The organism is Streptomyces sp. NPDC102360, from assembly GCF_044766085.1.
In the GTDB taxonomy this organism is placed as follows: Bacteria; Actinomycetota; Actinomycetes; order Streptomycetales; family Streptomycetaceae; genus Streptomyces.
Window position 1 is genome coordinate 565,119 of record NZ_JBIWLG010000002.1, and the last position, 20,690, is coordinate 585,808.

Here is a 20,690-nt window from a genome sequence, read left to right on the forward strand (position 1 = left end):
CGGCTGGAGGTGTTTGTAGCGGGGTCCCACCTCGGCGTCAATGACTTTGTCAGAACATTCGGACCGCGTACGTACGGGCTTCAGCGGCGCACAACGCTCAGGAACGTACGAGGAGTTGGAACTCGAAGGAGTAGCGCGAAGCCCGGTACGCGTGCGAGCCGAACTCGACCGGGCGGCCCGTGTCGTCGTACGTCGTGCGCTCCATGGCGAGCAGCGGCGCGCCTTCCTTCTCGCCGAGCCGCTCGGCCTCCGCGGCGGTGGCGGCGCGGGCGCCGACGGACTGGCGGGCGCTGTGCAGGGTGATGCCGGCGGACCGCATCAGGCGGTACAGGCCGGTCGCCGAGAGCTCCTCGTCGTCGAGCGCGAGCAGCCCTGTGGGCAGGTGGTTGCAGAGGTACGCGACCGGTTCGCCGTGCGCGAGCCGCAGCCGCTCGACGCGGTGCACCTCCTCGCCCTCCCCGACGCCGAGCGCCGCGGCCGCCTCCGCGGGGGCGGGCACGAGGGTGTTGGCGATGACCCGGGTCTCGGGGCGCTGGCCCGCCGCCTCCAGGTCGTCGTAGAGGCTGGACAGCTCCAGCGGGCGCTTGACCTGGCTGTGCACGACCTGGGTGCCGACGCCGCGGCGGCGCACGAGCAGCCCCTTGTCGACGAGGGACTGGATGGCCTGGCGGACGGTGGGCCGGGACAGGCCGAGGCGGCCCGCCAGCTCGATCTCGTTGCCGAGCAGGCTGCCGGGGGTCAGGGCGCCGCGCTCGATCGCCGCCTCCAGCTGCTGCGACAGCTGGAAGTACAGCGGCACCGGGCTGCCGCGGTCGACACCGAGGCCGAGGTCGGCGGTCGGTTCGGCTTGGGGTTTGGCCACGGGGCGAGGTTATCGGTGGGAGTGCCCCTTGCACATCAAGCCCCGCACTGTGAACGAGAGCCAGCGGGGTACGGGGCAGAGCCCCGATCTTTCCGGGGCGAAGCCCCGCAGCGGAGCACGGCAAGGCAGCCGGGTGCTTGTCAGGACAAACGATTGACACCCACCCGGGAGCGCGCCACCGTTGGATGCCATGCGCATCGGACTCATCGGAACGGGCCGCATCGGCACCTTTCACGCGGGCGTACTGGAGCGGTACCGGGAGGTCGGTTCGCTGGTCGTCACCGACGCGGAGCCCGCGCGGGCGGTCGCACTCGCCGACCGGATCGGGGCGACGGCCGCGCCGAGCGTCGACGAGATCTTCACGTGGGGCGTGGACGCGCTGGTGATCACCGCGGCCACCGCGGCGCACGCCGAGCTGATCGGGCGGGCGGCGCGGGCCGGACTCCCGGTCTTCTGCGAGAAGCCGATCGCGCTCGACCTGCCGGGCACGCTGGCCGCGCTCGCGGAGGTCGAGGCGGCGGGCACGGTGCTCCAACTCGGCTTCCAGCGGCGCTTCGACGCCGGGTACACGGCGGCGCGGGCCGCCGTGCGGGAGGGGAGCCTCGGCCGGGTGCACACGGTACGGGCGATGACCTCCGACCCGGCGCCACCCCCTGCCGCGTACCTCCCGCTCTCCGGCGGGCTCTACCGGGACTGCCTGATCCACGACTTCGACATGCTGCGGTGGGTGACCGGGCGCGAGATCGTCGAGGTGTACGCGACCGGGTCCGACGCCGGGCCCGCCATGTTCCGCGAGGCGGGGGACGTGGACACCGCGGCGGCGCTCCTGACCCTCGACGACGGGACCCTGGCCACGGCCACCTCCACGCGGTGCAACGGCGCCGGGTACGACGTGCGCATGGAGCTCTCCGGGGACCGGGACACGGTCGTCGTCGGCCTCGACGACCGGACCCCGGTCGCCTCCACGGAACCGGAGGGCCCGCGCGCCGCCACGAAGCCGTGGCCCGGCTTCCTGGAACGCTTCGCCCCCGCGTACGAGGCCGAGTTGAAGGCCTTCGTGGACGTCGTCCGCGGCGAACGCGCCAATCCGTGCGACGGGTGGGAGGCCCTGCGGGCGCTGCGGGTCGCGGAGGCGTGCGAGCTGTCGCGGGCGGAGCGGCGGGTCGTACGGCTCGAAGAGGTGGCCGGGGGCTGACTTCGGGCTATGCCGTCATGCCGAGGAGCCGGTCCAGGACCGCCGGGTCCGCCTTGACGCCGTCGTGGAGGTGGGTGTCGGAGACCCAGGGGTCGAGTCCCCGGACCAACGACGCGGTGTGCAGGGCCTGTTCACGGTCCACGAACATGTCGTCGCGGTAGACGGCAGCGGCGACCGGGACCTCGTTCGCGGCGAGGCGGTCGAGGTCGTAGAGGGCCGGCCAGTCCGTGCGGTGGGCGAGGGTGTCCGCGGCCGTCTTGAGCGGGACGAGGGCCGGGTCCTCGTCGAACATCCACGGGTACATCATCTCGCCGGTGAGGTGCAGCGGTCCGCCCTTCTCCGCGTCGAACTCGGGGAACTCCTCCCGGATCCGGTGCGCGGACCAGGCTGTGGCGCGGCCGCCCTGCGCGTAGATCGATTCGTGCAGCACCCCGTAGAGCGGGCGCGGGGCCAGCGAGACCACGGCGTCGACGCCACGCAGGAAGGGGTCGGAGAGGGCCGGCCGCCCTCCCGCTCCGGTCACGAACGCGCACTCCAACAGATAGTGCAGCGAGTCGATGGCGGCGGAGGTGCCGAACGAGATGCCGAGGCTCTGGAAGCGCCGCACGCTCAGCCGCTCCCCCGACGGCATCCGTACGTCGTGCTCGGCGAGGTGGTCCGCGACCCGGGCGGCGAGCTCCCGGTCGCGCGGATAGCGGGCGAAATAACGGGAGTTGGCGTCGATGGTGCGACGGTAGGCCGCGCGGTAGACGTCGTCCGCGTGGCCGGTGAGGGTGGGGAGGCCGCCGGTGATCAGGGCCCGGTCCAGGCCCTCGGGCGCCAGGCTCAGATACGTAAGGGTGCAGAAGCCGCCGAAGCTCTGGCCGAGCACCGTCCAGGGGCGGTCGCCCTGGAGGTGGCGGCGCAGCAGTTCCGCGTCGCGCACGATGGAGTCGGCACGGAAGTGCGCGAGATACGCCGCCGGGTCCGGGTGTCCTGCGAGCGTGGTGCGGTCGGCGGGGGTGGAGCGGCCGGTGCCGCGCTGGTCGAGGAGGACCACGCGGTACTCCTTCAGGGCGCGGCGCAGCCAGGCGCCAGCCGCGTTGGGGCGTTCCGCCCGGCCGCCGGGTCCGCCCTGCAGCCAGAGCAGACGGGGCAGGTCCCGCCGCCCCTCCAGCCCCTCGGCGACGACTTCGCGGGCGAAGACGTCGATGCGGGGGCCGTCCGGCCGGGTGTGGTCGAGGGGGACGTCGAGGGTGTGGTCGGTGCAGACGAGTCCGTTGTGGCGGTAGGTGGTCATGGGTGGATCGACTCCTGAGGTGGGACGGGGTAAAGATTGCGCAGTTCCCCGCGCCCCTTCAGGGGCGCGGGGAACTGCGCGACCGCAACGCCGGCTGGGCGCTTCAGTATCCGGCCACGCCCAACTCGCGGCAGATCTCCACCAGTTCAGGGTGGACGTACACCCCGTCCTTCTCGATGCACTCGCCGTCCAGGTAGATGGACGGGCCGAGGATCGACCCGTCGGTGTGCGCGGCGGAGACCCACGGCTCGCCCCCGATCCACGCCCCCTTCGTACCGATGCCGAGCTCCACGCAGCCGAAGACACGCTCGTCCTCGACGATGCGGCCGGTGGGCGCGGGCACGCCGGGGTTGAAGCCGAGCGACCAGTGGGCGACGCGGAACATGTTCGGGTCGTCCCAGGACTCCATCCAGCGGCGGAAGATCTCGGCGTCCTGGCCCTCGCCGTCGATCTTCGTGACGACGCCCTTCTCGACGATGCAGCGCACCGGGTTGCGCAGCAGGCCGAGCTGGTCCGGCGGCCACAGGGCGCCGTCGAAGACGAGGACGCCGTCCTGGGTCCCTTCGAGGGGGTTCCAGGAGATCTGGCCGGAGAGCATGACGGTCTCGCCGGGCTTCTCGGCGGGCTTGCCGCGCAGGTTGATCGGGCGGTCGCCGTTGCGGCCGGTGATGTCGGTGCCGTTCGCGGAGGTGATGCGGACCTCGTCGGCCTGCTCCAGGAGGCGGACGAGCGCCTTGCCGAGCTTGATGACGCCCTGGAAGTCGGGGCGGCCGACCGTCGCGACGAGCATGTGCACGTCCATGGCGGTGAGGTTGGTGTAGCGGCAGCCGTTGGCCATGGCGCGGCGGAAGGCGTTGGAGTGCATCACGTACGAGACGGCGAACTCGATCCATACGTCGGCGTCCGCGATGGCGCCCGCGACGGGGCGCGGCGGCTCCATCGAGGAGCTGGGCATGGTCTCTGACCAGACGACGACGGGGTGGGCGCCGGCGGCGGCGACGGCCTGCGCGGTGGCATCGACGACGCGGCGGTCGCTGCTGGTGTCACCGGTGAGGACGACGTGCTCGCCGGGCTTGACAAGCATGACCTGCTCGACCAACTTGCGTGCGGCGAGGGCGAGTTCGTAGCTGAGGTACTCGGCGCGGGGTTCGAGCCGGCTGAACATCTCCATGGTGGATCCTTCTCCTTGCGGTGGTGCGTGTGCGAGAGGTGGCTTGTGGGGTGGGGCGACCGGGGTGGCGAGGAGGTCAGCCCGCCTTGACGATCTGGGCGGAATCGCCGAGCGAACTGCCCGCGATGAGTCCGGCGCCGATCAGGTTCAGTTCCTCGTCGGCGCGGGGGCCGCGCCACTTGCGGTAGCCGACGCGGATCGCGAGGGCGGCGAGGACCAGCCAGCAGGCGTGCGGGGTGAGGATCAGCAGGCCGGTCGCGAGCATCACGCCCATCTGCCGCTTCGTGCCGCCGAGCAGTTGAATCAGGGCGCCGGGGATCGCCCAGATCAGCAGCGTGCGCAGCACTCCGGGCTCGCCCAGGCCGTTCTTGACGGTGTCGGCGTAGACCTTGGCGACGGGCGGGATCAGGCCCTGCCTGAAGTACGACTGCCAGAGCACGGCCACGACGACCAGCGCGGCGGCGAAGCCGATGAGCGCGGCGCGGAACTGCTCGCGGCGGCCTTCCCGCTCGAACGGGTCCCAGGGCTGGTGGTCGCGGCGCAGCAGCCAGCCCGCCTTGAGGTCGTAGCCCATGTCGGCGAAGGCGGGTCCGGTGGCGGAGACGTAGCCGACGAGCAGGGCGAGCGGGACGGACGGGATGCCGATCAGCAGCCCGAGGATCAGGAAGATCAGGGTGACCGCGAAGGACGGGAACCAGCCGGACTGCATGGCGGCGAGGCCCACGATCAGTTCGTGCACGAGGGCGGCGAACGCGGCGAACAGCACCCAGCCGACGATGCCGAGCGGGCTCATGTCGCCGATGAGGCCGCCGATCACGGCCAGCAGCACGGCGCCCGCCACGAACAGGGCGTAGCCCCGTACGAGAGAGCGGCGCAGCGACTTCTCGTCGACGGTGTACGCGGTGGTGGGGTCGGCCGGAGCGTCCGTGGGGGTGTCGGCGGGCGCGGGCTTGGCGGCCGAGCGGCGGCGCACGAGCATCACGACGGCCTGGCCGAGGGCGACGACGCCCGCGCCGACCATCACGCCGTGCGGTACGTAGCCGACCCCGAGGTCGGTGTGGAACAGGTCGGGGCTGAACTCCCGCAGGCCGAGGCCGACTCCGAACATCCCCAGCGCCCATACGTTGCCGAGGAAGGCGACGCCCGCGGCGGACAGCGGCAGGCTCAGCAGGGTGCCGCCGATGCCGACGACGGTGCCCGCGCCGAGGATCAGGGCGCGTTTGCCGCCCTTGTCGCCCGCCTTGATGGTCTCGGCGGCGGCCTGTCCGGGCGGCCAGGCGGCGTCGGCGGGCAGCAGCCGCGAGCCGAAGGACCGGTAGAGCACCCAGGTGTCGATGAGCAGCCCCACGAAGGAGCCGATGAGCATCGGCCAGACCAGGTCCTTGCGCCCGAAGACGTAGGGCACGGCGATCGAGGTGAGCAGCGCGTTGGCGGAGGCGAAGGTGGCGGCGGAGATGGCGCTCTGGGCGAGGTTCTGCCGGTGCACGGAGCGCATCGAGCGCAGTCCCGCGAGCGGGATCCGGCCGATCAGCATCGCGATGAGGGCGCCGACCACGGAGGTGTTGGCGGAGATGCCGAGCTTGGCGACGAGGTCCGCGCCGATGACCGCGCCGACCACGGAGAGCACCACGAGGACGACCAGCGTGACGGGTTCACGTACGCGGGGGTGGCCGGCGCCGGCCGGCTTGGTGCTCGGCCCCGGTCCGCCCGGTGGGGGCGGAGCGGTGGCGGCGGGCGAGCTGTGGTGCGACACGAGGTCACCTCTTGGCGGGTGGGCCCGTCCCTGGAAGGCGCAGCCCGTTGGAAAGGGCTGTCCCTGGAAGGGGCGGGACGGTTGTGGGCAGGCGGCAGCGAGCCGCGTACGGCGGGTGCGGGACCGTCGTCGTACGAGTGCCGGCGGGGGGTCGGCGGGCGGGTCGCCGACGGGGTCAGGAGCCGAAGGCGGCCGTGGCCTCCTCGGCTCCTGACCTGACGAGTTCGGTGATGCGGTCGGCGGCGCGAGTGACGCGGTGCGCGGGGCCGATGACGGTGAGCGAGGCCGCGACGGTGCCGGCCTGGAAGACCGGGGCCGACACGGCGGCGACGGCCTCGTCGTACTCGCCGTGGCTGACGCTGTGGCCCCGTGCGCGGACGTCGGCGTACAGGGCGAGCAGGGCGTCGAGGTCGGTGACGGTGTGGTCGTTGAAGCGCTGGAGCGGGGTGGCGCCGAACAGCCGGCGCAGCTCCGCCTCGGGGTAGTGGGCGAAGATCGCGTGGCCGGAGGCGCCGGCGTGGCCGGGCATGACGGCGCCGATGATCGCGGTGTAGCGGACGGGTCCCGTGCCGTCGACGGCCGCGGCGCAGCGGTAGCCGGCACCCTGCGGCACGTTCAGGACGACGCTCTCACCGGTCTCGCGCAGCAGTCCGGCGAGGATCGGGCGGACCAGCGAGGGCAGCACCCCGCTGTGCTCTCCGGCCCGGGCCAGCCGGGAGACGGCGGGGCCGAGCCGGTAGCGACGGGTGGTGGTGTCGCAGGTGAGGAAGGAGCGGGAGGCGAGGGTGGTGAGGATCCGCTGGGCGACGGCCTTGTCCCAGCCGTGCCTGCGGGCCATCTCGCTCACGCCCCACTCGGGCCGGCGTTCGGTGAAGGACAGCAGGACGAGCAGGGCGCGGTCGGCACCCTGAAGGACCCCGGGCTGCGGTGGAGCGAGGAAGTCCGCGGGGTCGACGGACTCTCCCTCGTGTGCGGTGTCGACGGCGGTCGTACCGTTCGCCTCGGCCATCGCCTCGCTCCTCTCCGTACCCTCGCTCGGTGCGCTGAGCGCAACGCCGTTGCGCTCAGCGGCGAGAACTATGGGTTCGGTGGGGCGGGAGTGTCAAGGGTGTTCTTCGGCACGCCTGCGCCCAGCGCTCGGCACACATCAAGCCCTGCGCACGCATCAAGCGCCGCCGGGTCACATCAAGCCCCTGCGGCGATTGAGCAGCGGGGTCCGGGGCGGAGCCCCGAGGCGTTCACCACGTGACCCGCAGGCTCCTCGTGCCCCGGATGAGCATCCCCGGCAGCCACGCCTCCGGCTCCTCCGCGAGGGCCAGCTCCGGACAGCGTTCCAGAAGGGAGCGGACGGCGATACGCCCCTCCAGCCGGGCAAGCGGAGCGCCCAGGCAGAAGTGGATGCCGTGGCCGAACGCGACGTGGCCGCGGGCATCACGGCGGATGTCGAAGCGGTCGGGTTCCACGAACCGGTGCGGGTCGTGGCTCGCCGTGGCGATGCCGATGAGCACCGGCGCGCCCGCCGGAATCACCGTGCCGTCGATGTCCACCGGCTCCGCCGCGAAGCGGTGCGTGGCCGTCTCGACCGGGCCGTCGTAGCGGAGCATCTCCTCCACGGCGCCATCCAGAAGCGTCATGTCGGCGCGCAGGGCCGCGAGTTGGTCCGGGTGCCGGAGCAGGGCGCGGACGCCGTTGCCGATCAGGTTGACCGTGGTTTCGTGGCCGGCGACGAGCAAAAGGAAGGACATGCCACGCAATTCGCTGGGCGAGAGACGGTCGCCGTCCTCCGCGGTGGTGCGGATCAGCGCGCTCAGCAGGTCGTCGGCGGGGGCCGCGCTCCGCTTGGCGTCGATCAACTCGTCGAGGAAACCGACCAGTTCGACATGCGACGCGTACGCCTCCTCCTCGCTGGTCGGCGCCACGACCTGCGTCGACATGCGGCGGAACCGCTCGCGGTCGATGTCGGGGACGCCGAGCAGTTCGCAGATCACCGCGAAGGGCAGCGGGAAAGCGAGCGAGCCGATCAGGTCGGCGCTGCCGCGCGGCACCATGTCGTCGAGCAGCTCGTCCGTGAGTTTCTGGATGCGCGGGGCGAGCGCGGCGACGCGGCGCGGGGTGAATTCCCGTGTGACCAAGGAGCGCAGGCGGCCGTGGGCCGGCGGGTCCGCGAAGAGGAGGTGCAGGCCCATCATGTCGCCCTCGATGCCCCACGGTGGGGTCTTGACCAGGCGGGGGTCGGTGAACGCGGCGCGGGCGGCCTCGTGGCCCACGATCAGGTAGAGGTCTTCGGTGGGGCCGGGGCCCGGTGTGCGGACGTGGTGGACCGGGCCGTGGTTGCGGAGGCGTTCGTAGACCGGGTAGGGGTCGGCGTGGAATTGGGGTGCTCCCCCGGCCAGTTCACCCAGGTCGACGATCTCAGCGCTGCCCGTCATTGCGTGCCTCCCGTAACCCGGTTCCGGCTTGCGTCCATCGTGTTCAACTCGCGCCGCATCCCGTGCGTTCCCGTCCCGGGGGTGACCGGGTGCGTTGCCTGCGTCGCGGGGCTCCGCCCCGGACCCCGCGCCTCAAACGCCGGCGGGGCTCCAAAAGATCGGGGCTCTGCCCCGGACCCCGCTGCTCAATCGCCGCAGGGGCTTGAATTGGTCACCCGCCGCGGGGGCTTGAAGTGCCGCCCGATTCCAGGAAGCGGGCCAGGGGGAGGGTGGCCGCGCCGACCGTGACCGCGTCGGGGCCCAGGTGGCCCAGGTTCACCGTGGTTTGGGTGAAGGGGTGGTGAAGGGCGTAGGACGCGGCGGCGGTGCGTATCGGGGCGAGCAGGCGGGGGCCGAGCATGAGGCCCGCCCAGCCGCCCACGACGATCCGCTCCGGGTTGAACAGGTTGACCAGGTCGGCGATGCCCGCGCCGAGGTATTCGGCGGTCTCCTCCAACAGGGCCGCCGTGGCAGGGGTTTCGTCGGCGAGGAGTTCGGCGAGCGCGCCCTCCTCGTCGGGCGCGGTCCACCTGCCGCCCGCCTCCCGCCAGCGCGCGAGGAGCGCCTCCGCGCCGACGTACGCCTCCAGGCAGCCGCGCGCCCCGCACCGGCAGGCCCGGCCGCCGACCCGCAGCACGGTGTGACCCCACTCCCCCGCGCTGCTGGACGCGCCCTGGTAGGGCAGTCCGTCGGCGATGACGCAGGCGCCGACGCCGGAGCCGATGAGCGCGATCACGGCGTTGCGGGCGCCGCGGCCCGCGCCGAACCACATCTCGGCGCGGCCGAGGGTCTTGGCCCCGTTGTCGAGGAAGAGGGGGAGCTGCGAGGGGAGTTCGGGCGGGAGGCCGTCCGGCGCGCGGAGCATGGCTTCCAGGGGGACCCCGTCCCAGCCGATGGTCTGGCCGTGCACCACCGCGCCGCCCCCGCCCGATGCGTCGACGATGCCGGGCACTCCGATGCCGACGCCGAGGAGGGAGCCCGGAGCCACCTCCGCGTCGGCCAGCACCCGTGTCAGTCCCGCGGTGATGAGGCGTACGACGTCCTTGGCGTCGCAGCGGCCGTCGCGCGAGGCTTCCGGCAACGGCTCGTCCACGCGCGCGAGTTGGCCGAGCGCGAGGTCGAACAGCTCCACGCGCACGCGGGTCTCCCCGACGTCCACGCCCACGAGGTGGCCGCAGCACGGGGCGACGCGCAGCAGGGTGCGGGGGCGGCCGCCGTCGGATTCGACCGAGCCCGCCTCCTCCAGGAGGCCGTCGGCGACGAGTTCCGCCACCACGTTGCTGATGGAGCCCGAGCTGAGCGCCGTGAGGGGCCCCAACTCCTGTCTGCTGAGCGGCCCGTCGAAGTACAGCTTGCTCAGGACCACGGCGCGGTTGCCGCGCCGCAGGTCACGTACCGTCCGCCGGCGTGGTGCCGCCATCCCCACCCCTTCGACCGCTCACATCGTTGAACGGTGCGAATTTACCCTGCGGGACCGACACCGACCGGCCACCGACCGACGCCGACCGACGCCGACCGACGCTCCTCAAGCGTCGTCCAGCAGCCCCGCGTCGTGGGCGAGCAGCGCGATCTGTACGCGATTGTTGAGGCCGAGCCGGGCCATGATGCGCGAGACGTGGGTCTTGACCGTGGGGACGCTCATGTAGAGCGTCGCGGCGATCTCCGCGTTCGACCTGCCGCGGCCCACCTCGACGGCCACCTCCCGTTCGCGCTCGGCCAGTTCGGCCATGCGCGTACGCGCGCGTGCCCTCCGGTCCAGGGCTGGGTCGTCGCCCGAGACCTTGGAGATGAGCTGCCGGGTCACGGTCGGCGAGAGGACCGGGGTGCCGGCCGCCACGCGGCGTACCGCCTCGACGATCTCGCCCGGCGCGGTGTCCTTGAGGACGAATCCGGCGGCTCCCGCGCGCAGCGCCCGCAGCACCTGTTCGTCCGCGTGGAACGTGGTCAGGACGATCACCTCTGGCGCGCCTTCACGCGCGCGTAGTGCCTCGGTGGCGGACAGGCCGTCCAGGGTCGGCATGCGCAGGTCCATGAGGACGACGTCCGGGTGCAGCCGGGCCACCTGCGCGTCCACCTCGCTGCCGTCGGCGGCCTCCCCGACGATCTCGATGTCATCGGCGGCGCCGAACATGAAGGTGAGCCCGGCGCGCACAAGGGGGTCGTCGTCGACGATGAGCAGGCGGATTGCGGTCATGGGGCCACCGTAGCGAGGGACGATCACCGCTGTGCGCACACCGGCGGCTTCCCCCGCGGTCCTCACTCCGGCCACGGCAGCCAGGCCCGCACCGCGAAACCGCCGTCCGGTTCCGCCCCGTGGGCGAGCCGGCCGCCCGCGAGCGTGGCGCGTTCCGTGAGGCCGATCAGGCCCTGCCCCGAGCCGGGGACGTGCGACACCGCGCCGGGCGGCGGCGGGTTGCGCACCGTGACCGTGAGGCCGTCCCCCGCGCTGCCCTCGACCGTGACCGCGACCTCGGCGCCAGGGGCGTGCTTACGGGCGTTGGTCAGGCCTTCCTGGGCGATGCGGTAGGCGGTGCGTCCGGTGGAGGCGGGCACGGCCTGTGCTTCGGGGACCCGGTTGTCGAGGTCGACCTTCATGCCGGCCTCGCGGGACTCGGCGACCAGGGCGTCGAGCGCGGCGAGGGTGGGCTGCGGCCGCCCCGACTCGTCGCCGTGGTCCGCCGCGCGCAGCACGCCGATGATCTCGCGCAGGTCCTGCAGTGCCTCGTGCGCGCTCTCCCGGATCACGCCCGCGGCCCGGGCGATCTCGGCCTGGGGCGCGTCGGGGCGGAACTCCAGGGCGCCCGCGTGCACGCTCAGCAGGGTGAGGCGGTGGGCGAGCACGTCGTGCATCTCGCGTGCGATGTCCTCGCGGGCGAGCCGCTGGGCCCGCTCGGCGCGGAGCTCGGCCTCGGTCTCGGCGCGGCGCGCCCGGTCCCGCAGGGACATCAGGAGCTGGCGGCGGGAGCGGACGAACATGCCCCAGCCGACGACCGTGATCGTGATGATGACGGTGAACGAGACCGACAGCAGGTACGAGGACTCGGGGTCGGGCCGCAGCCAGAAGAACAGCGGGATGAACGCGATGGAGACGCCCGCCACCCAGCCGATGTAGCGGAACGGGCGGTGCACGGCGAGCGTGAACATCGCGATCATCGACGCGCCGCCCGCGGTGTTGGACAGGAAGCCCACCGGGAGCATCGCCAGGGCGAGGCCCAGCGGCCAGCGTCTGCGCAGCCAGATCCCGGCGCAGGCGAGGGCTCCGAGCACCTGGTCGATCACCGCGAGGGCAGGCGGCGTGTTCGGGTCGTCCCAGACCTGCTGGGCGAAGATCAGGCCGAGGAAGACCGCGATCCCGAAGCAGCTGAAGTCGACGATCCAGTCGCGGGCCGTGCGCCGCCTGCGGCCCGGCCGCCCCTCGGGGTCCAGGTCGAGCTCGTCGGCGACGGCCGAGGGCAGCAGCCGTCGGCGCCAGCGCTCGGCGGGCGTGTCCGCCGGCTGCGGGGTTCCGGTCTGCCGCACTGCTTCCATGGTCGACAAATCTACGCACCCGAGGCGCCCGGCACCGCCCCGAGCGCCGCTTCCGCGACCAAAGTCGCACCCCCGTCGACTTTGGTCGCGGCCGGCGCCCCGCGCTCCGGTGGGGCCTGGCCCAAAAGACGACAGGCCCTGCCGGAGTCGTACGGGGCTCGCCCCGCGGCCGATGTGGGTGGGGGGTCCGCGGGGCGAGAGTCCCTGTGCGCGAATCAGGAGCCGGAGGGCTCAGCAGGCGTGGTCGACCAGGTCGAAGGACGCGTAGTGGTCCGCCGTGTAGTAGTCCACCTTGTCGGAGTCTCCGGTGACGATGCGGCGGGCGCCGCGGTCGTCCGAGCCCGGCGTGATCACCGTGTACTCGTGGTAGTAGCCGGACGACTGGTCGGGGAGGATGCCCTCCCTGTTGGAGAAGACCGTGCCGTCCTGCTCGTACGGGTACGGCCCGCCCTGCTCGATGAGGTCCAGCGTGTCGTGCGCCTCGGCGGGCAGCGCGGAGGCGCAGATGTCGCCGACATCGGCGGCCGAGACGGTGTGGGAGGCGACGGCCGGGGCCGGGGCGGCCTGCGCGGCGAGTGCGGTCGGGCCGCCCACGAAGAGGGCGGCGGCTACGGAGACGGTTGCGATGAAGCGTGGGGGAATCTTCATGCCCCACAGTGTGACGCGCGTAGAGGTGGTCATGTCAACACCAACTCCCCCACGTTCTCCTTGAGTTCACATCCTGCGCGCGCCGCCCACGACATCGACGTCCATTTGCCGCCAGCCCTCACCTGCGTGGATCGCTGTACTTGAAGCCACAACATCCGCTCCCTACAGGAGGCGACATGAACGGCAAGGTGGCTCTGGTGACCGGCGGCTCCCGCGGAATCGGCGCGGCGACGGCGCTGCGGCTCGCCCTCGACGGCTTCGACGTGGCGCTCACCTACGTACAGGGCAAGGAGGCCGCGGAGGAGGTGGTGCGGCGGATCGAGGCGCTGGGGCGGCGGGGGCTCGCGGTGCGGGCCGACTCGGCGGACGCCGTCGAGGCGGCGGAGGCGGTCGAGCGGACCGTGGCGGGGCTCGGCCGGATCGACGTGCTCGTCAACAACGTCGGCGTGGGGGCGCTCGGCCCGCTGGACGGCTTCTCCCTCGCGGACGTCGACCGCGCGCTCGACGTGAACGTGCGCGGCGTCTTCGTCACCTCGCAGGCCGCGGCCGCCAGACTCCCCGAGGGCGGCCGGATCGTCACCGTCGGCTCCTGCATGGCCCAGCACGTGCCGGGCCCCGGCGGCACGCTCTACGCCACGAGCAAGGCGGCCCTGATCGGCCTGACGAAGGCGCTCGCCCGCGAGCTGGGCGGGCGTGGCATCACGGCGAACATCGTGCACCCGGGCCCGACGGACACCGATATGAACCCGGCCGACGGTCCGTACGCGGCGGCGCAGGCCTCGGCGACGGCGCTCGGCCGCTACGGCACCGCGGACGAGGTGGCGTCGGCGGTCGCGTACCTGGCGGGCGACGGGGCCTCGTACGTGACGGGCGCCGAGTTCGCGGTGGACGGCGGGCACGCCGCGTAACGCCGGAAAGGGAAATGCGGGGCACACCGGTGCTGTCAGGCCGGTGTGCCCCGCAAGCCGAGCAGAGTAGGGGCTACTCACCCAACTCCGCATGGCGGGCCATCAGTTGAGACTCCTCGCGTCCCTGCGTTACTTGGCCCTCTCGAGCAGCTGTCCCTGCGGGGCGGTGAACTCGCCGTCGGAGACGATGCGTTCACCGCGCAGCCAGGTCGACTTCACGACGCCGTGCAGCGTCTTGCCCGCGTACGCGGTGACGCGGTTGCGGTGCTGGAGGGCGGCCGGGTCGACGCTGAAGGTGTCCTCGGGGGCGAGGACGGCGAAGTCGGCGTCGCGGCCGACCGCGATGGCGCCCTTGCGGTCGTCGAGGCCGACCAGCTTCGACGTGCGCTCGGACATCCAACGAACCACGTCCTCAAGGGAGTAGCCGCGGGCACGGGCGGCCGTCCAGATCGCCGATAGGCTGAGCTGGAGGCCGGAGATGCCGCCCCACGCGGTCGCGAAGTCGTCGGTCTTCAGGTCGGCCGTGGACGGCGAGTGGTCGGTGACGACGCAGTCGATGGTGCCGTCGGCGAGCGCCTGCCACAGCAGGTCCTGGTTGGCGACCTCACGGATCGGCGGGCAGCACTTGAACTCGCTTGCCCCGTCCGGGACTTCCTCGGCGGTGAGCGTGAGGTAGTGCGGGCAGGTCTCGACGGTCAGCTCGACACCCTCGGCCTTCGCGGCGGCGATCAGCGGCAGCGCGTCGGAGGACGACAGGTGCAGGATGTGGATGCGGGCACCGATCCGCTTGGCGGTGTCGATCAGGCCCTTGATGGCGACGTCCTCGGAGACGCGCGGGCGGGTCGCCAGGTAGTCGTCGTACTTGGGACCGCTGTTGTGCGGCGCCACGTCCAGCTCGTGCGGGTCCTCGGCGTGCACGATGAGCAGGCCGCCGAAGCCGGCGATCTCCGCCATGGAGGTGCTGAGCTGGTCCCGGTTCAGGTGCGGGAACTCGTCGACGCCGGACGGCGACAGGAAGCACTTGAAGCCGAAGACCCCGGCGTCGTGCAGCGGGCGCAGGTCCTTGACGTTGTCGGGCAGCGCGCCGCCCCAGAAGCCGACGTCGATGTGCGCCTTGGAAGCGGCCACGTCCTTCTTCGTACGAAGGTTGTCGACGGTCGTGGTCGGCGGCAGCGAGTTGAGTGGCATGTCGACGAGGGTCGTGATGCCGCCGGCCGCCGCGGCGCGGGTGGCGGTCCAGAAGCCCTCCCACTCGGTGCGCCCCGGGTCGTTGACGTGCACGTGCGTGTCGACGATGCCGGGCAGCAGCGCGTCGTCGCCGAAGTCCTCGAGGCGGGCCCCGGCCGGGACCTGCGCGTCGTGCGCGAGCACCGCGACGATCTTCCCCTGGGCGACCGCGACCGAGGCGGGGCGCGTACCTTCGGGAGTGATGACGCGCGTCGAGCGCAGCACGAGTTCGATCTGGACGTCGGGGTCCGACACGTGGGCCTCCTCAAGCTTCAACGTTCTGTTGAAGGAGTCTTCACTCAGACTTCGGGAACCGTCAAGACCCGGATGCGGGAGGCGCGAGCCCTAGACGTTTCCACAAAGTGAAATTAAGATTCCGGTACGCAGAACGTAGCTACCGACGAACTTCCCGGTCAAGGGATCTCTGGACAGGAACCCGCCGGTAGGCTGCGTATCTGCCTGCCACCCGAAAGGAACGCGCTGTGCCGACGTCCGACGCCAGCACCACTGATGCCGCCAAGTCCGCACCCACCGGCGGCGTCCAGTCCCTTGAGCGCGCCTTCGATCTGCTCGAGCGGATGGCCGACGCCGGTGGTGAGGTCGGCCTCAGCGAGCTCTCCGCCAGCAGCGGGCTGCCGCTGCCGACGATCCACCGCCTGATGCGTACGCTCGTCGCCTGCGGCTACGTACGCCAGCAGCCCAACCGGCGCTACGCGCTCGGTCCGCGGCTCATCCGGCTCGGCGAGTCCGCGTCCCGGCTGCTCGGCACGTGGGCGCGTCCGTACCTGGCGCGCCTCGTCGAGGAGACCGGGGAGACCGCGAACATGGCGCTCCTCGACGGCGACGAGGTCGTGTACGTCGCCCAGGTGCCGTCCAAGCACTCCATGCGGATGTTCACCGAGGTCGGCCGCAGGGTGCTGCCGCACTCGACCGGAGTGGGCAAGGCGCTGCTCGCGTACACGCCGGCGGAGGAGGTGCGGGCGTTGCTCGGGCGTACGGGTATGCCTGCCGCCACCGAGAAGACGCTCACCACGCCCGAGGGGTTCCTCGACGCGCTGGAGGATGTGCGGCAGGCCGGGTATGCCGTCGATGACAACGAGCAGGAGATCGGGGTGCGGTGCCTCGCGGTGTCCGTGCCGGAGTCTCCGACGGCTGCGGCGATTTCTATTTCCGGGCCGGCGGGGCGGGTGACCGAGGCGGCCACCGAGAAGATCGTGCCGATTCTTCAGCAGGTGGCGCGGGAGTTGTCGGTGGCGTTGGCCAGTTCCGGCCACAGCGCTTGACGTCGCGGGGCGCTGCCCCGGACCCCGCTGCTCAATCGCCGCAGGGGCTTGAAATACCGCCGTCGTGCATCTCGTGGATCTTGTCGGCCACCGTCAGGTGGTCGCGGTCGTGCGTTACCAGGACCGTCGCCGTGCCTCGCTCCCTCGTCAGCTTGCGCAGCAAGTCCAGTACCGACGCGCCGCGTTCGTGGTCGAGCGCGCTGGTGGGTTCGTCCACCAGGAGGACACGAGGGGCGTTGATCAGGGCGCGTGCGATGTTCACGCGCTGGCGCTGGCCTCCCGAGAGTTGGTGCGGACGGCGGTGCGCCTGGTCCGCCAGGCCGACGGCATCCAGCAACTCCCGTGCGCGCTCCCGTACTTCGCGGGGCTTGCGGCCGTCCAGGTGGGCCATCACCTGGAGTTGTTCCAGCGCGGTCAGCGACGGCAGCAGGTTCGGCTGCTGGAAGACGATGCCGATCGCGCGGCGGCGCAGTTCCGCCGATTCGGTGCGGGTCAGGGCCGTGGCCTCGGTTCCGTCGACGATCACGCGGCCGCTGTCGGGGGTGACGAGCGTCGCCGCCACCGCCAGGAGGCTGGACTTGCCGGAGCCGGACGGGCCCACCACCGCCGTGAGGCCGCCGGCCGGGACCTGGAGGCCGACCCGGTCGAGGGCCGTGAGGCGGCCGTCCCCGTCGGCGTAGGTCAGCGTGATGTCGTCGAGCAGCAGGGTCATCGGGCGCTCCCGAGTGCGATGAGGGGGTCGACGGCGGTGATCCGCCGGATGGACAGGGCGGCGCCCGCGAGGCCGAGGACCGTCATGACGGCGGCCGGGCCGAGCGCGGTCAGCGGGTCGAGGACGAAGGGCACCGTGTCCGGGACGAAGGCGCCGATGAGGGTGGCGAGGCCGGTGCCGACCGCCGTACCCGCGACCAGCATCAGGACCGCCTGGCCGAGTGCGTCCCGCAGGAGGTAGCGGGTCGACGAGCCGAGGGCCTTCAGGACCGCGATGTCCGCGCTGCGCTGGATCGTCCACACGGTGAAGAACGCGCCGACGACGAGCGCCGAGATGGCGAAGAGGAAGCCGCGCATCAGCTGCAGCGAACCGTTCTCGGCCTGATAGGACCCTATGGCGGACAGGGCGCCTTCGATGGTGGTGGTGTCCGTGCCCGCGGTCTTGTCGGCCGCCCGCAGGTCGGCGCCCGCTGCCGTGCGCAGGGCGATCACCGTCGCGCGTTCGCCCTCGCCTCCCGTGGGCGTGATGTGCTGCCAGTCGTCGAGGTGCGTCCAGACGACCGGGGTGTGGCTGTACGAGGCGTCGCCGGAGATGCCCGTGACCGTGAGGCGCGTGCCGCCGAGGGTGAGCCTGTCGCCCGTGGCGGCGCCCAGTTCCTTCGCCGCCTTGGTGGACAGGACCGCCGTGCCGGGCTCCGTCTCGTCGGGTGCGAGGCCCGATCCCTGGCGGACACCGAACGCGGAGACCGCCGCGGTCTGCCGGCCCGCCTCGGCGTTCACCGTGCCGATGCCGATCGGCTCCGCGCTCTCGACGCCCGGCCGCGCCGCGAGGTCGCGCCACTGCTCGGGGCGGACCGTGGACGCCGTGAACGACACCGACTGGCCGTCGGCGGGCCGCGCGAACGCGAGGTGGTCGGCGGGCAGCCCGGTGAGCGCCGACGTGTTGTCCCGCGCGAGCCCCGCCGTCAGTCCCGACAGCAGTCCCACGAGCAGCGTGATCAGTACGATCACGGTTCCCATCAGGGCGAACCTGCCCCTGGCGAACCGTAGATCTCTCCATGCAACGAACATGCCGCCAAGACTGCTGCTCCGGGGGCCGCGCGGGCATCGCGCCACAGCACGCTTCACCCGAATCGAAGGAGGGACGCGCCTTTCAAACTTTCGGTTGACGGGTTCCGGCCACCGGCTTCGTACGCTGGTGAGGGTATGGATCCACGTTCGCTCACCCCCGCGCTGCGCGCGCTGCGCCTCTGTCTGCATCTGCTGACGGCGGGCCTGCTCGCGCTCGTCGTCGTACGGGCCCTGACCGGGCGGTCCGAGGAGCCGGTCGCGGCGGTGGTGACGGTGGCCGGGGCGATGGGCGTCGTCTACGGGGTGGGCGCGGCGCTGCCTGTCGTACGGTCCACGCGGGCGGGCGCCGCGTGGTGGCTGGCCGTCCTTGGCACGGTGTGGGCGGTGCTGCTCGTGCTCTCACCCGACGCGCTGTGGCTGGCGTTCCCGCTGTACTTCCTGCTGCTGCATCTGCTGCCCGCGCGCTGGGGCGTGCCGGCGGTGGCGCTCGCGGCGGGGGCGGCCATCTGCTCGTACGTCGGTCATGACGGGGCGGTGAATCCGGGGGCGTTCATAGGGCCGCTGCTGGGCGCGGCCGTCGCCGTGGCGACGGTGCTCGGGTATCAGGCGCTGTACCGGGAGAGCGAGCGCAGGCAGGGGCTGATCGAGGAGCTGGTCGCCACCCGCGCCGAACTCGCGGCGGCGGAGCGCGCGGGCGGCACTCTCGCCGAGCGCGAGCGGTTGGCCCGCGAGATCCACGACACGCTGGCGCAGGGCCTGTCCTCGATCCAGTTGCTGCTGGTCGCGGCCGGGCGCGAACTGCCCGCCGGCTCCCCCGCCGCCGGGCACGTCGAGCGGGCCAGGGCCACGGCGCAGGACAACCTCGCGGAGGCCCGCCGCTTCGTACGCGCGCTCGCACCGCCCGACCTGGACGTCGGCTCGCTGACCGGGGCGCTCGACCGGCTGTGCGCCACGGCGCCGGGCCTGACCGCCCGCTTCACAGTGAGCGGCACCCCGCTCGAACTCCCCACGCCGTACGAGGTGGCGCTGTTGCGCATCGCCCAGTCGGCGCTCGCCAACACGGTGCGGCACGCGCGGGCGGGCCGCGCGGAGATCACCCTCAGCTTCATGGAGACCTCGGTGGCCCTGGACGTGGTGGACGACGGCGCGGGCTTCGACCCCGCGGCGGCGCCGGACGGCGGCGACGGCGGATTCGGCCTCGTCGCGATGCGCTCGCGGGTGAGCGAACTCGGCGGCACGTTCACCGTCGAGTCGGAGCCGGGCCGCGGCACGGCGGTCGCGGTGACGCTGCCGGTGCCCTCCGGGGTGCCGACCGGGGGCGCCGCGTGATCCGGCTGCTGCTCGCCGACGACCACCCCGTCGTACGCGCCGGGCTGCGGGCCGTGCTCGACGCGGAGGCGGACTTCGTGATCGTCGCGGAGGCCGCGACGGCCGAGCGGGCCGTGGAGCTGGCGGGGGACGTGGACGTCGTCCTCATGGACCTGCAGTTCGGCACGGGGACGATGCACGGCGCCGAGGCCACCGCCCGGATCGCGGCACTCGACGACGGGCCGCGCGTCCTCGTGCTCACCACGTACGACACCGAGGCGGACATCCTCGCCGCCGTGGAGGCGGGAGCCTCCGGCTACCTGCTGAAGGACGCGCCGCCCGAGGAACTCGCGGCGGCCGTCCGCACCGCGGCGTCCGGGCGCTCCGCGCTCGCGCCCGCCGTCGCCGACCGGCTGATGGGCCGGATGCGGGCACCCGCGGAGGCGCTGAGCCGGCGCGAGCTGGAGGTGCTGCGGCACGTCCGGGACGGCCTGTCCAACGCGGAGATCGCCCGCGAGCTGTTCCTGAGCCAGGCCACGGTCAAGTCCCACCTGGTGCACATCTACGCGAAGTTGGGCGTCGACTCGCGTACGTCGGCGGTGGCGCGGGCGACGCGGGACGGGCTGCTGCGGCGCCGCTGACGCGTCACGCCGACGTCCGTCAGCGCGTCACCTCGAAGTCCGCCGCCCGCACCCGCCGCAGCGCCCGCAGTTCCGCCCGTTGCAGCGGTCGCACCGGCACCGTGAGCACCGGGCACACCGCGTGCCGCCGTACGTGGCGGTGGGCGGCGCGGCGCAGGCTCCGTGGACGTACGCCGATGACCAGCAGGTCGTCGGGGCGTGCCGCGGCCTCCACCAGGGCGGGTCCTGGGCGGTCGCGCACCACGCGTGGCGTCACGTCGAGGTCGGGCGGCAGGCCGCCGAGCGCCTCGTCGAACGCCGCCGTCAGCCGGGCGCGGGCCTCCCCGTACCAGTGCCGGGCCCACGCGGCGTCCGGCCACCTCCGGTACATGGCCTCGCCCTCCGGCGGCTCCCACGCGAGCACCGCCACCAGGGGTCGCCCCGACCGTCGGGCCTCGGCGACCGATGAGCGCAACGCGGCGAGGCTCGCCGGGGAACCGCTGACCCCGACCACCACGCGACCACCGACCCGCTCGCCGTCGTCCATGACACTCCTCCTCGCACGCACACCGTGGCCGCCGACAGGCCACTTCCCACAGGCCACTTCTCACCGATCGAGCCCACTCTGTACGCTGATTGGCCTGGACAGCAGGGCCAA

At 72.6% G+C, this 20,690-nt stretch carries 19 protein-coding genes; 5 read left to right on the plus strand and 14 right to left on the minus strand.

Annotated elements, in window-relative coordinates:
- Positions 1-97: 97 nt before the first annotated feature.
- Complete coding sequence (locus tag ACIRHA_RS12025; RefSeq protein ID WP_403843391.1) at positions 98-862, minus strand: GntR family transcriptional regulator; 765 nt, start codon at positions 860-862, stop codon at positions 98-100.
- Positions 863-1,052: 190 nt separating this feature from the next.
- On the opposite strand from ACIRHA_RS12025, the gene ACIRHA_RS12030 reads away from it, so the two are divergent.
- Entirely contained in the window at positions 1,053-2,057 is a 1,005-nt protein-coding gene (locus tag ACIRHA_RS12030; protein WP_403843394.1) for a Gfo/Idh/MocA family oxidoreductase, read from the plus strand.
- 7 nt (positions 2,058-2,064) lie between these two features.
- Here ACIRHA_RS12030 and ACIRHA_RS12035 read toward each other — a convergent pair whose 3' ends face one another.
- The 9 genes from ACIRHA_RS12035 to ACIRHA_RS12075 form a co-directional block, all read right to left on the minus strand.
- Complete coding sequence (locus tag ACIRHA_RS12035; protein ID WP_403843397.1) at positions 2,065-3,336, minus strand: alpha/beta fold hydrolase; 1,272 nt, start codon at positions 3,334-3,336, stop codon at positions 2,065-2,067.
- Between the two features lie 103 nt (positions 3,337-3,439).
- Positions 3,440-4,507 carry a hypothetical protein gene (locus ACIRHA_RS12040; RefSeq protein WP_403843399.1) on the minus strand — a complete coding sequence of 356 codons (1,068 nt, stop codon included), beginning with the start codon at positions 4,505-4,507 and terminating at the stop codon, positions 3,440-3,442.
- 76 nt (positions 4,508-4,583) lie between these two features.
- Positions 4,584-6,260 (minus strand): OPT/YSL family transporter, encoded by a 1,677-nt coding sequence (locus ACIRHA_RS12045; RefSeq protein ID WP_403843401.1) that lies wholly within the window; start codon positions 6,258-6,260, stop codon positions 4,584-4,586.
- 175 nt (positions 6,261-6,435) lie between these two features.
- Entirely contained in the window at positions 6,436-7,269 is an 834-nt protein-coding gene (locus ACIRHA_RS12050; protein WP_403843404.1) for an IclR family transcriptional regulator, read from the minus strand.
- 229 nt (positions 7,270-7,498) lie between these two features.
- Complete coding sequence (locus ACIRHA_RS12055; protein ID WP_403843407.1) at positions 7,499-8,689, minus strand: cytochrome P450; 1,191 nt, start codon at positions 8,687-8,689, stop codon at positions 7,499-7,501.
- A gap of 211 nt (positions 8,690-8,900) precedes the next feature.
- Positions 8,901-10,148 (minus strand): ROK family protein, encoded by a 1,248-nt coding sequence (locus ACIRHA_RS12060; protein WP_403843410.1) that lies wholly within the window; start codon positions 10,146-10,148, stop codon positions 8,901-8,903.
- Positions 10,149-10,253: 105 nt separating this feature from the next.
- Positions 10,254-10,922: a response regulator gene (locus ACIRHA_RS12065; RefSeq protein WP_403843413.1), complete on the minus strand. Its 669-nt coding sequence runs from the start codon at positions 10,920-10,922 to the stop codon at positions 10,254-10,256.
- Positions 10,923-10,984: 62 nt separating this feature from the next.
- Positions 10,985-12,256, minus strand: a complete 1,272-nt coding sequence (locus tag ACIRHA_RS12070) for a histidine kinase (RefSeq protein ID WP_403843415.1) — start codon at positions 12,254-12,256, stop codon at positions 10,985-10,987.
- A 231-nt stretch (positions 12,257-12,487) separates the two neighbouring features.
- Positions 12,488-12,904: a ribonuclease domain-containing protein gene (locus tag ACIRHA_RS12075; protein ID WP_403843417.1), complete on the minus strand. Its 417-nt coding sequence runs from the start codon at positions 12,902-12,904 to the stop codon at positions 12,488-12,490.
- A gap of 176 nt (positions 12,905-13,080) precedes the next feature.
- On the opposite strand from ACIRHA_RS12075, the gene ACIRHA_RS12080 reads away from it, so the two are divergent.
- Positions 13,081-13,812, plus strand: coding sequence for an SDR family oxidoreductase (locus ACIRHA_RS12080; protein WP_403843420.1), 732 nt, complete (start codon positions 13,081-13,083; stop codon positions 13,810-13,812).
- A gap of 129 nt (positions 13,813-13,941) precedes the next feature.
- Here the strand turns inward: ACIRHA_RS12080 and allB are convergent, their stop codons facing one another.
- Positions 13,942-15,294: an allantoinase AllB gene (gene allB, locus ACIRHA_RS12085; RefSeq protein WP_403843422.1), complete on the minus strand. Its 1,353-nt coding sequence runs from the start codon at positions 15,292-15,294 to the stop codon at positions 13,942-13,944.
- Between the two features lie 227 nt (positions 15,295-15,521).
- On the opposite strand from allB, the gene ACIRHA_RS12090 reads away from it, so the two are divergent.
- A complete protein-coding gene (locus ACIRHA_RS12090; protein WP_403843425.1) occupies positions 15,522-16,322 on the plus strand; it encodes an IclR family transcriptional regulator in 801 nt (266 codons plus the stop codon).
- A 31-nt stretch (positions 16,323-16,353) separates the two neighbouring features.
- Here the strand turns inward: ACIRHA_RS12090 and ACIRHA_RS12095 are convergent, their stop codons facing one another.
- Positions 16,354-17,034, minus strand: a complete 681-nt coding sequence (locus tag ACIRHA_RS12095) for an ABC transporter ATP-binding protein (RefSeq protein WP_403843427.1) — start codon at positions 17,032-17,034, stop codon at positions 16,354-16,356.
- On the minus strand, positions 17,031-18,104 hold the full coding sequence (locus tag ACIRHA_RS12100) for an ABC transporter permease (RefSeq protein ID WP_403843429.1): 1,074 nt from the start codon (positions 18,102-18,104) through the stop codon (positions 17,031-17,033). The genes ACIRHA_RS12095 and ACIRHA_RS12100 overlap by 4 nt, the downstream gene beginning before the upstream one ends.
- Before the next feature lie 135 nt (positions 18,105-18,239).
- On the opposite strand from ACIRHA_RS12100, the gene ACIRHA_RS12105 reads away from it, so the two are divergent.
- Together ACIRHA_RS12105 and ACIRHA_RS12110 are read left to right on the plus strand one after the other, a co-directional pair.
- The gene (locus tag ACIRHA_RS12105; protein WP_403843431.1) at positions 18,240-19,433 is read left to right on the plus strand and encodes a sensor histidine kinase; all 1,194 of its coding nucleotides are present in this window, start codon (positions 18,240-18,242) and stop codon (positions 19,431-19,433) included.
- Complete coding sequence (locus tag ACIRHA_RS12110; RefSeq protein ID WP_403843434.1) at positions 19,430-20,053, plus strand: response regulator; 624 nt, start codon at positions 19,430-19,432, stop codon at positions 20,051-20,053. Before ACIRHA_RS12105 ends, ACIRHA_RS12110 begins: the two co-directional genes overlap by 4 nt.
- A gap of 19 nt (positions 20,054-20,072) precedes the next feature.
- On the opposite strand, the gene ACIRHA_RS12115 is transcribed toward ACIRHA_RS12110, so the two are convergent.
- Positions 20,073-20,579 carry a universal stress protein gene (locus ACIRHA_RS12115; protein WP_403843437.1) on the minus strand — a complete coding sequence of 169 codons (507 nt, stop codon included), beginning with the start codon at positions 20,577-20,579 and terminating at the stop codon, positions 20,073-20,075.
- Positions 20,580-20,690 lie beyond the last annotated feature (111 nt).

Bases quoted from the DNA above. Each gene is read 5' to 3' on its own strand.
- ACIRHA_RS12080 (WP_403843420.1), top strand. From the start codon at position 13,081: ATGAACGGCAAGGTGGCTCTGGTGACCGGCGGCTCCCGCGGAATCGGC.
- ACIRHA_RS12105 (WP_403843431.1), top strand. From the start codon at position 18,240: ATGGATCCACGTTCGCTCACCCCCGCGCTGCGCGCGCTGCGCCTCTGT.
- ACIRHA_RS12050 (WP_403843404.1), bottom strand. From the start codon at position 7,269: ATGGCCGAGGCGAACGGTACGACCGCCGTCGACACCGCACACGAGGGA.
- ACIRHA_RS12075 (WP_403843417.1), bottom strand. From the start codon at position 12,904: ATGAAGATTCCCCCACGCTTCATCGCAACCGTCTCCGTAGCCGCCGCC.
- ACIRHA_RS12115 (WP_403843437.1), bottom strand. From the start codon at position 20,579: ATGGACGACGGCGAGCGGGTCGGTGGTCGCGTGGTGGTCGGGGTCAGC.
- ACIRHA_RS12100 (WP_403843429.1), bottom strand. From the start codon at position 18,104: ATGTTCGTTGCATGGAGAGATCTACGGTTCGCCAGGGGCAGGTTCGCC.
- ACIRHA_RS12065 (WP_403843413.1), bottom strand. From the start codon at position 10,922: ATGACCGCAATCCGCCTGCTCATCGTCGACGACGACCCCCTTGTGCGC.
- ACIRHA_RS12055 (WP_403843407.1), bottom strand. From the start codon at position 8,689: ATGACGGGCAGCGCTGAGATCGTCGACCTGGGTGAACTGGCCGGGGGA.
- ACIRHA_RS12040 (WP_403843399.1), bottom strand. From the start codon at position 4,507: ATGGAGATGTTCAGCCGGCTCGAACCCCGCGCCGAGTACCTCAGCTAC.
- ACIRHA_RS12035 (WP_403843397.1), bottom strand. From the start codon at position 3,336: ATGACCACCTACCGCCACAACGGACTCGTCTGCACCGACCACACCCTC.
- ACIRHA_RS12070 (WP_403843415.1), bottom strand. From the start codon at position 12,256: ATGGAAGCAGTGCGGCAGACCGGAACCCCGCAGCCGGCGGACACGCCC.
- ACIRHA_RS12030 (WP_403843394.1), top strand. From the start codon at position 1,053: ATGCGCATCGGACTCATCGGAACGGGCCGCATCGGCACCTTTCACGCG.
- ACIRHA_RS12060 (WP_403843410.1), bottom strand. From the start codon at position 10,148: ATGGCGGCACCACGCCGGCGGACGGTACGTGACCTGCGGCGCGGCAAC.
- ACIRHA_RS12095 (WP_403843427.1), bottom strand. From the start codon at position 17,034: ATGACCCTGCTGCTCGACGACATCACGCTGACCTACGCCGACGGGGAC.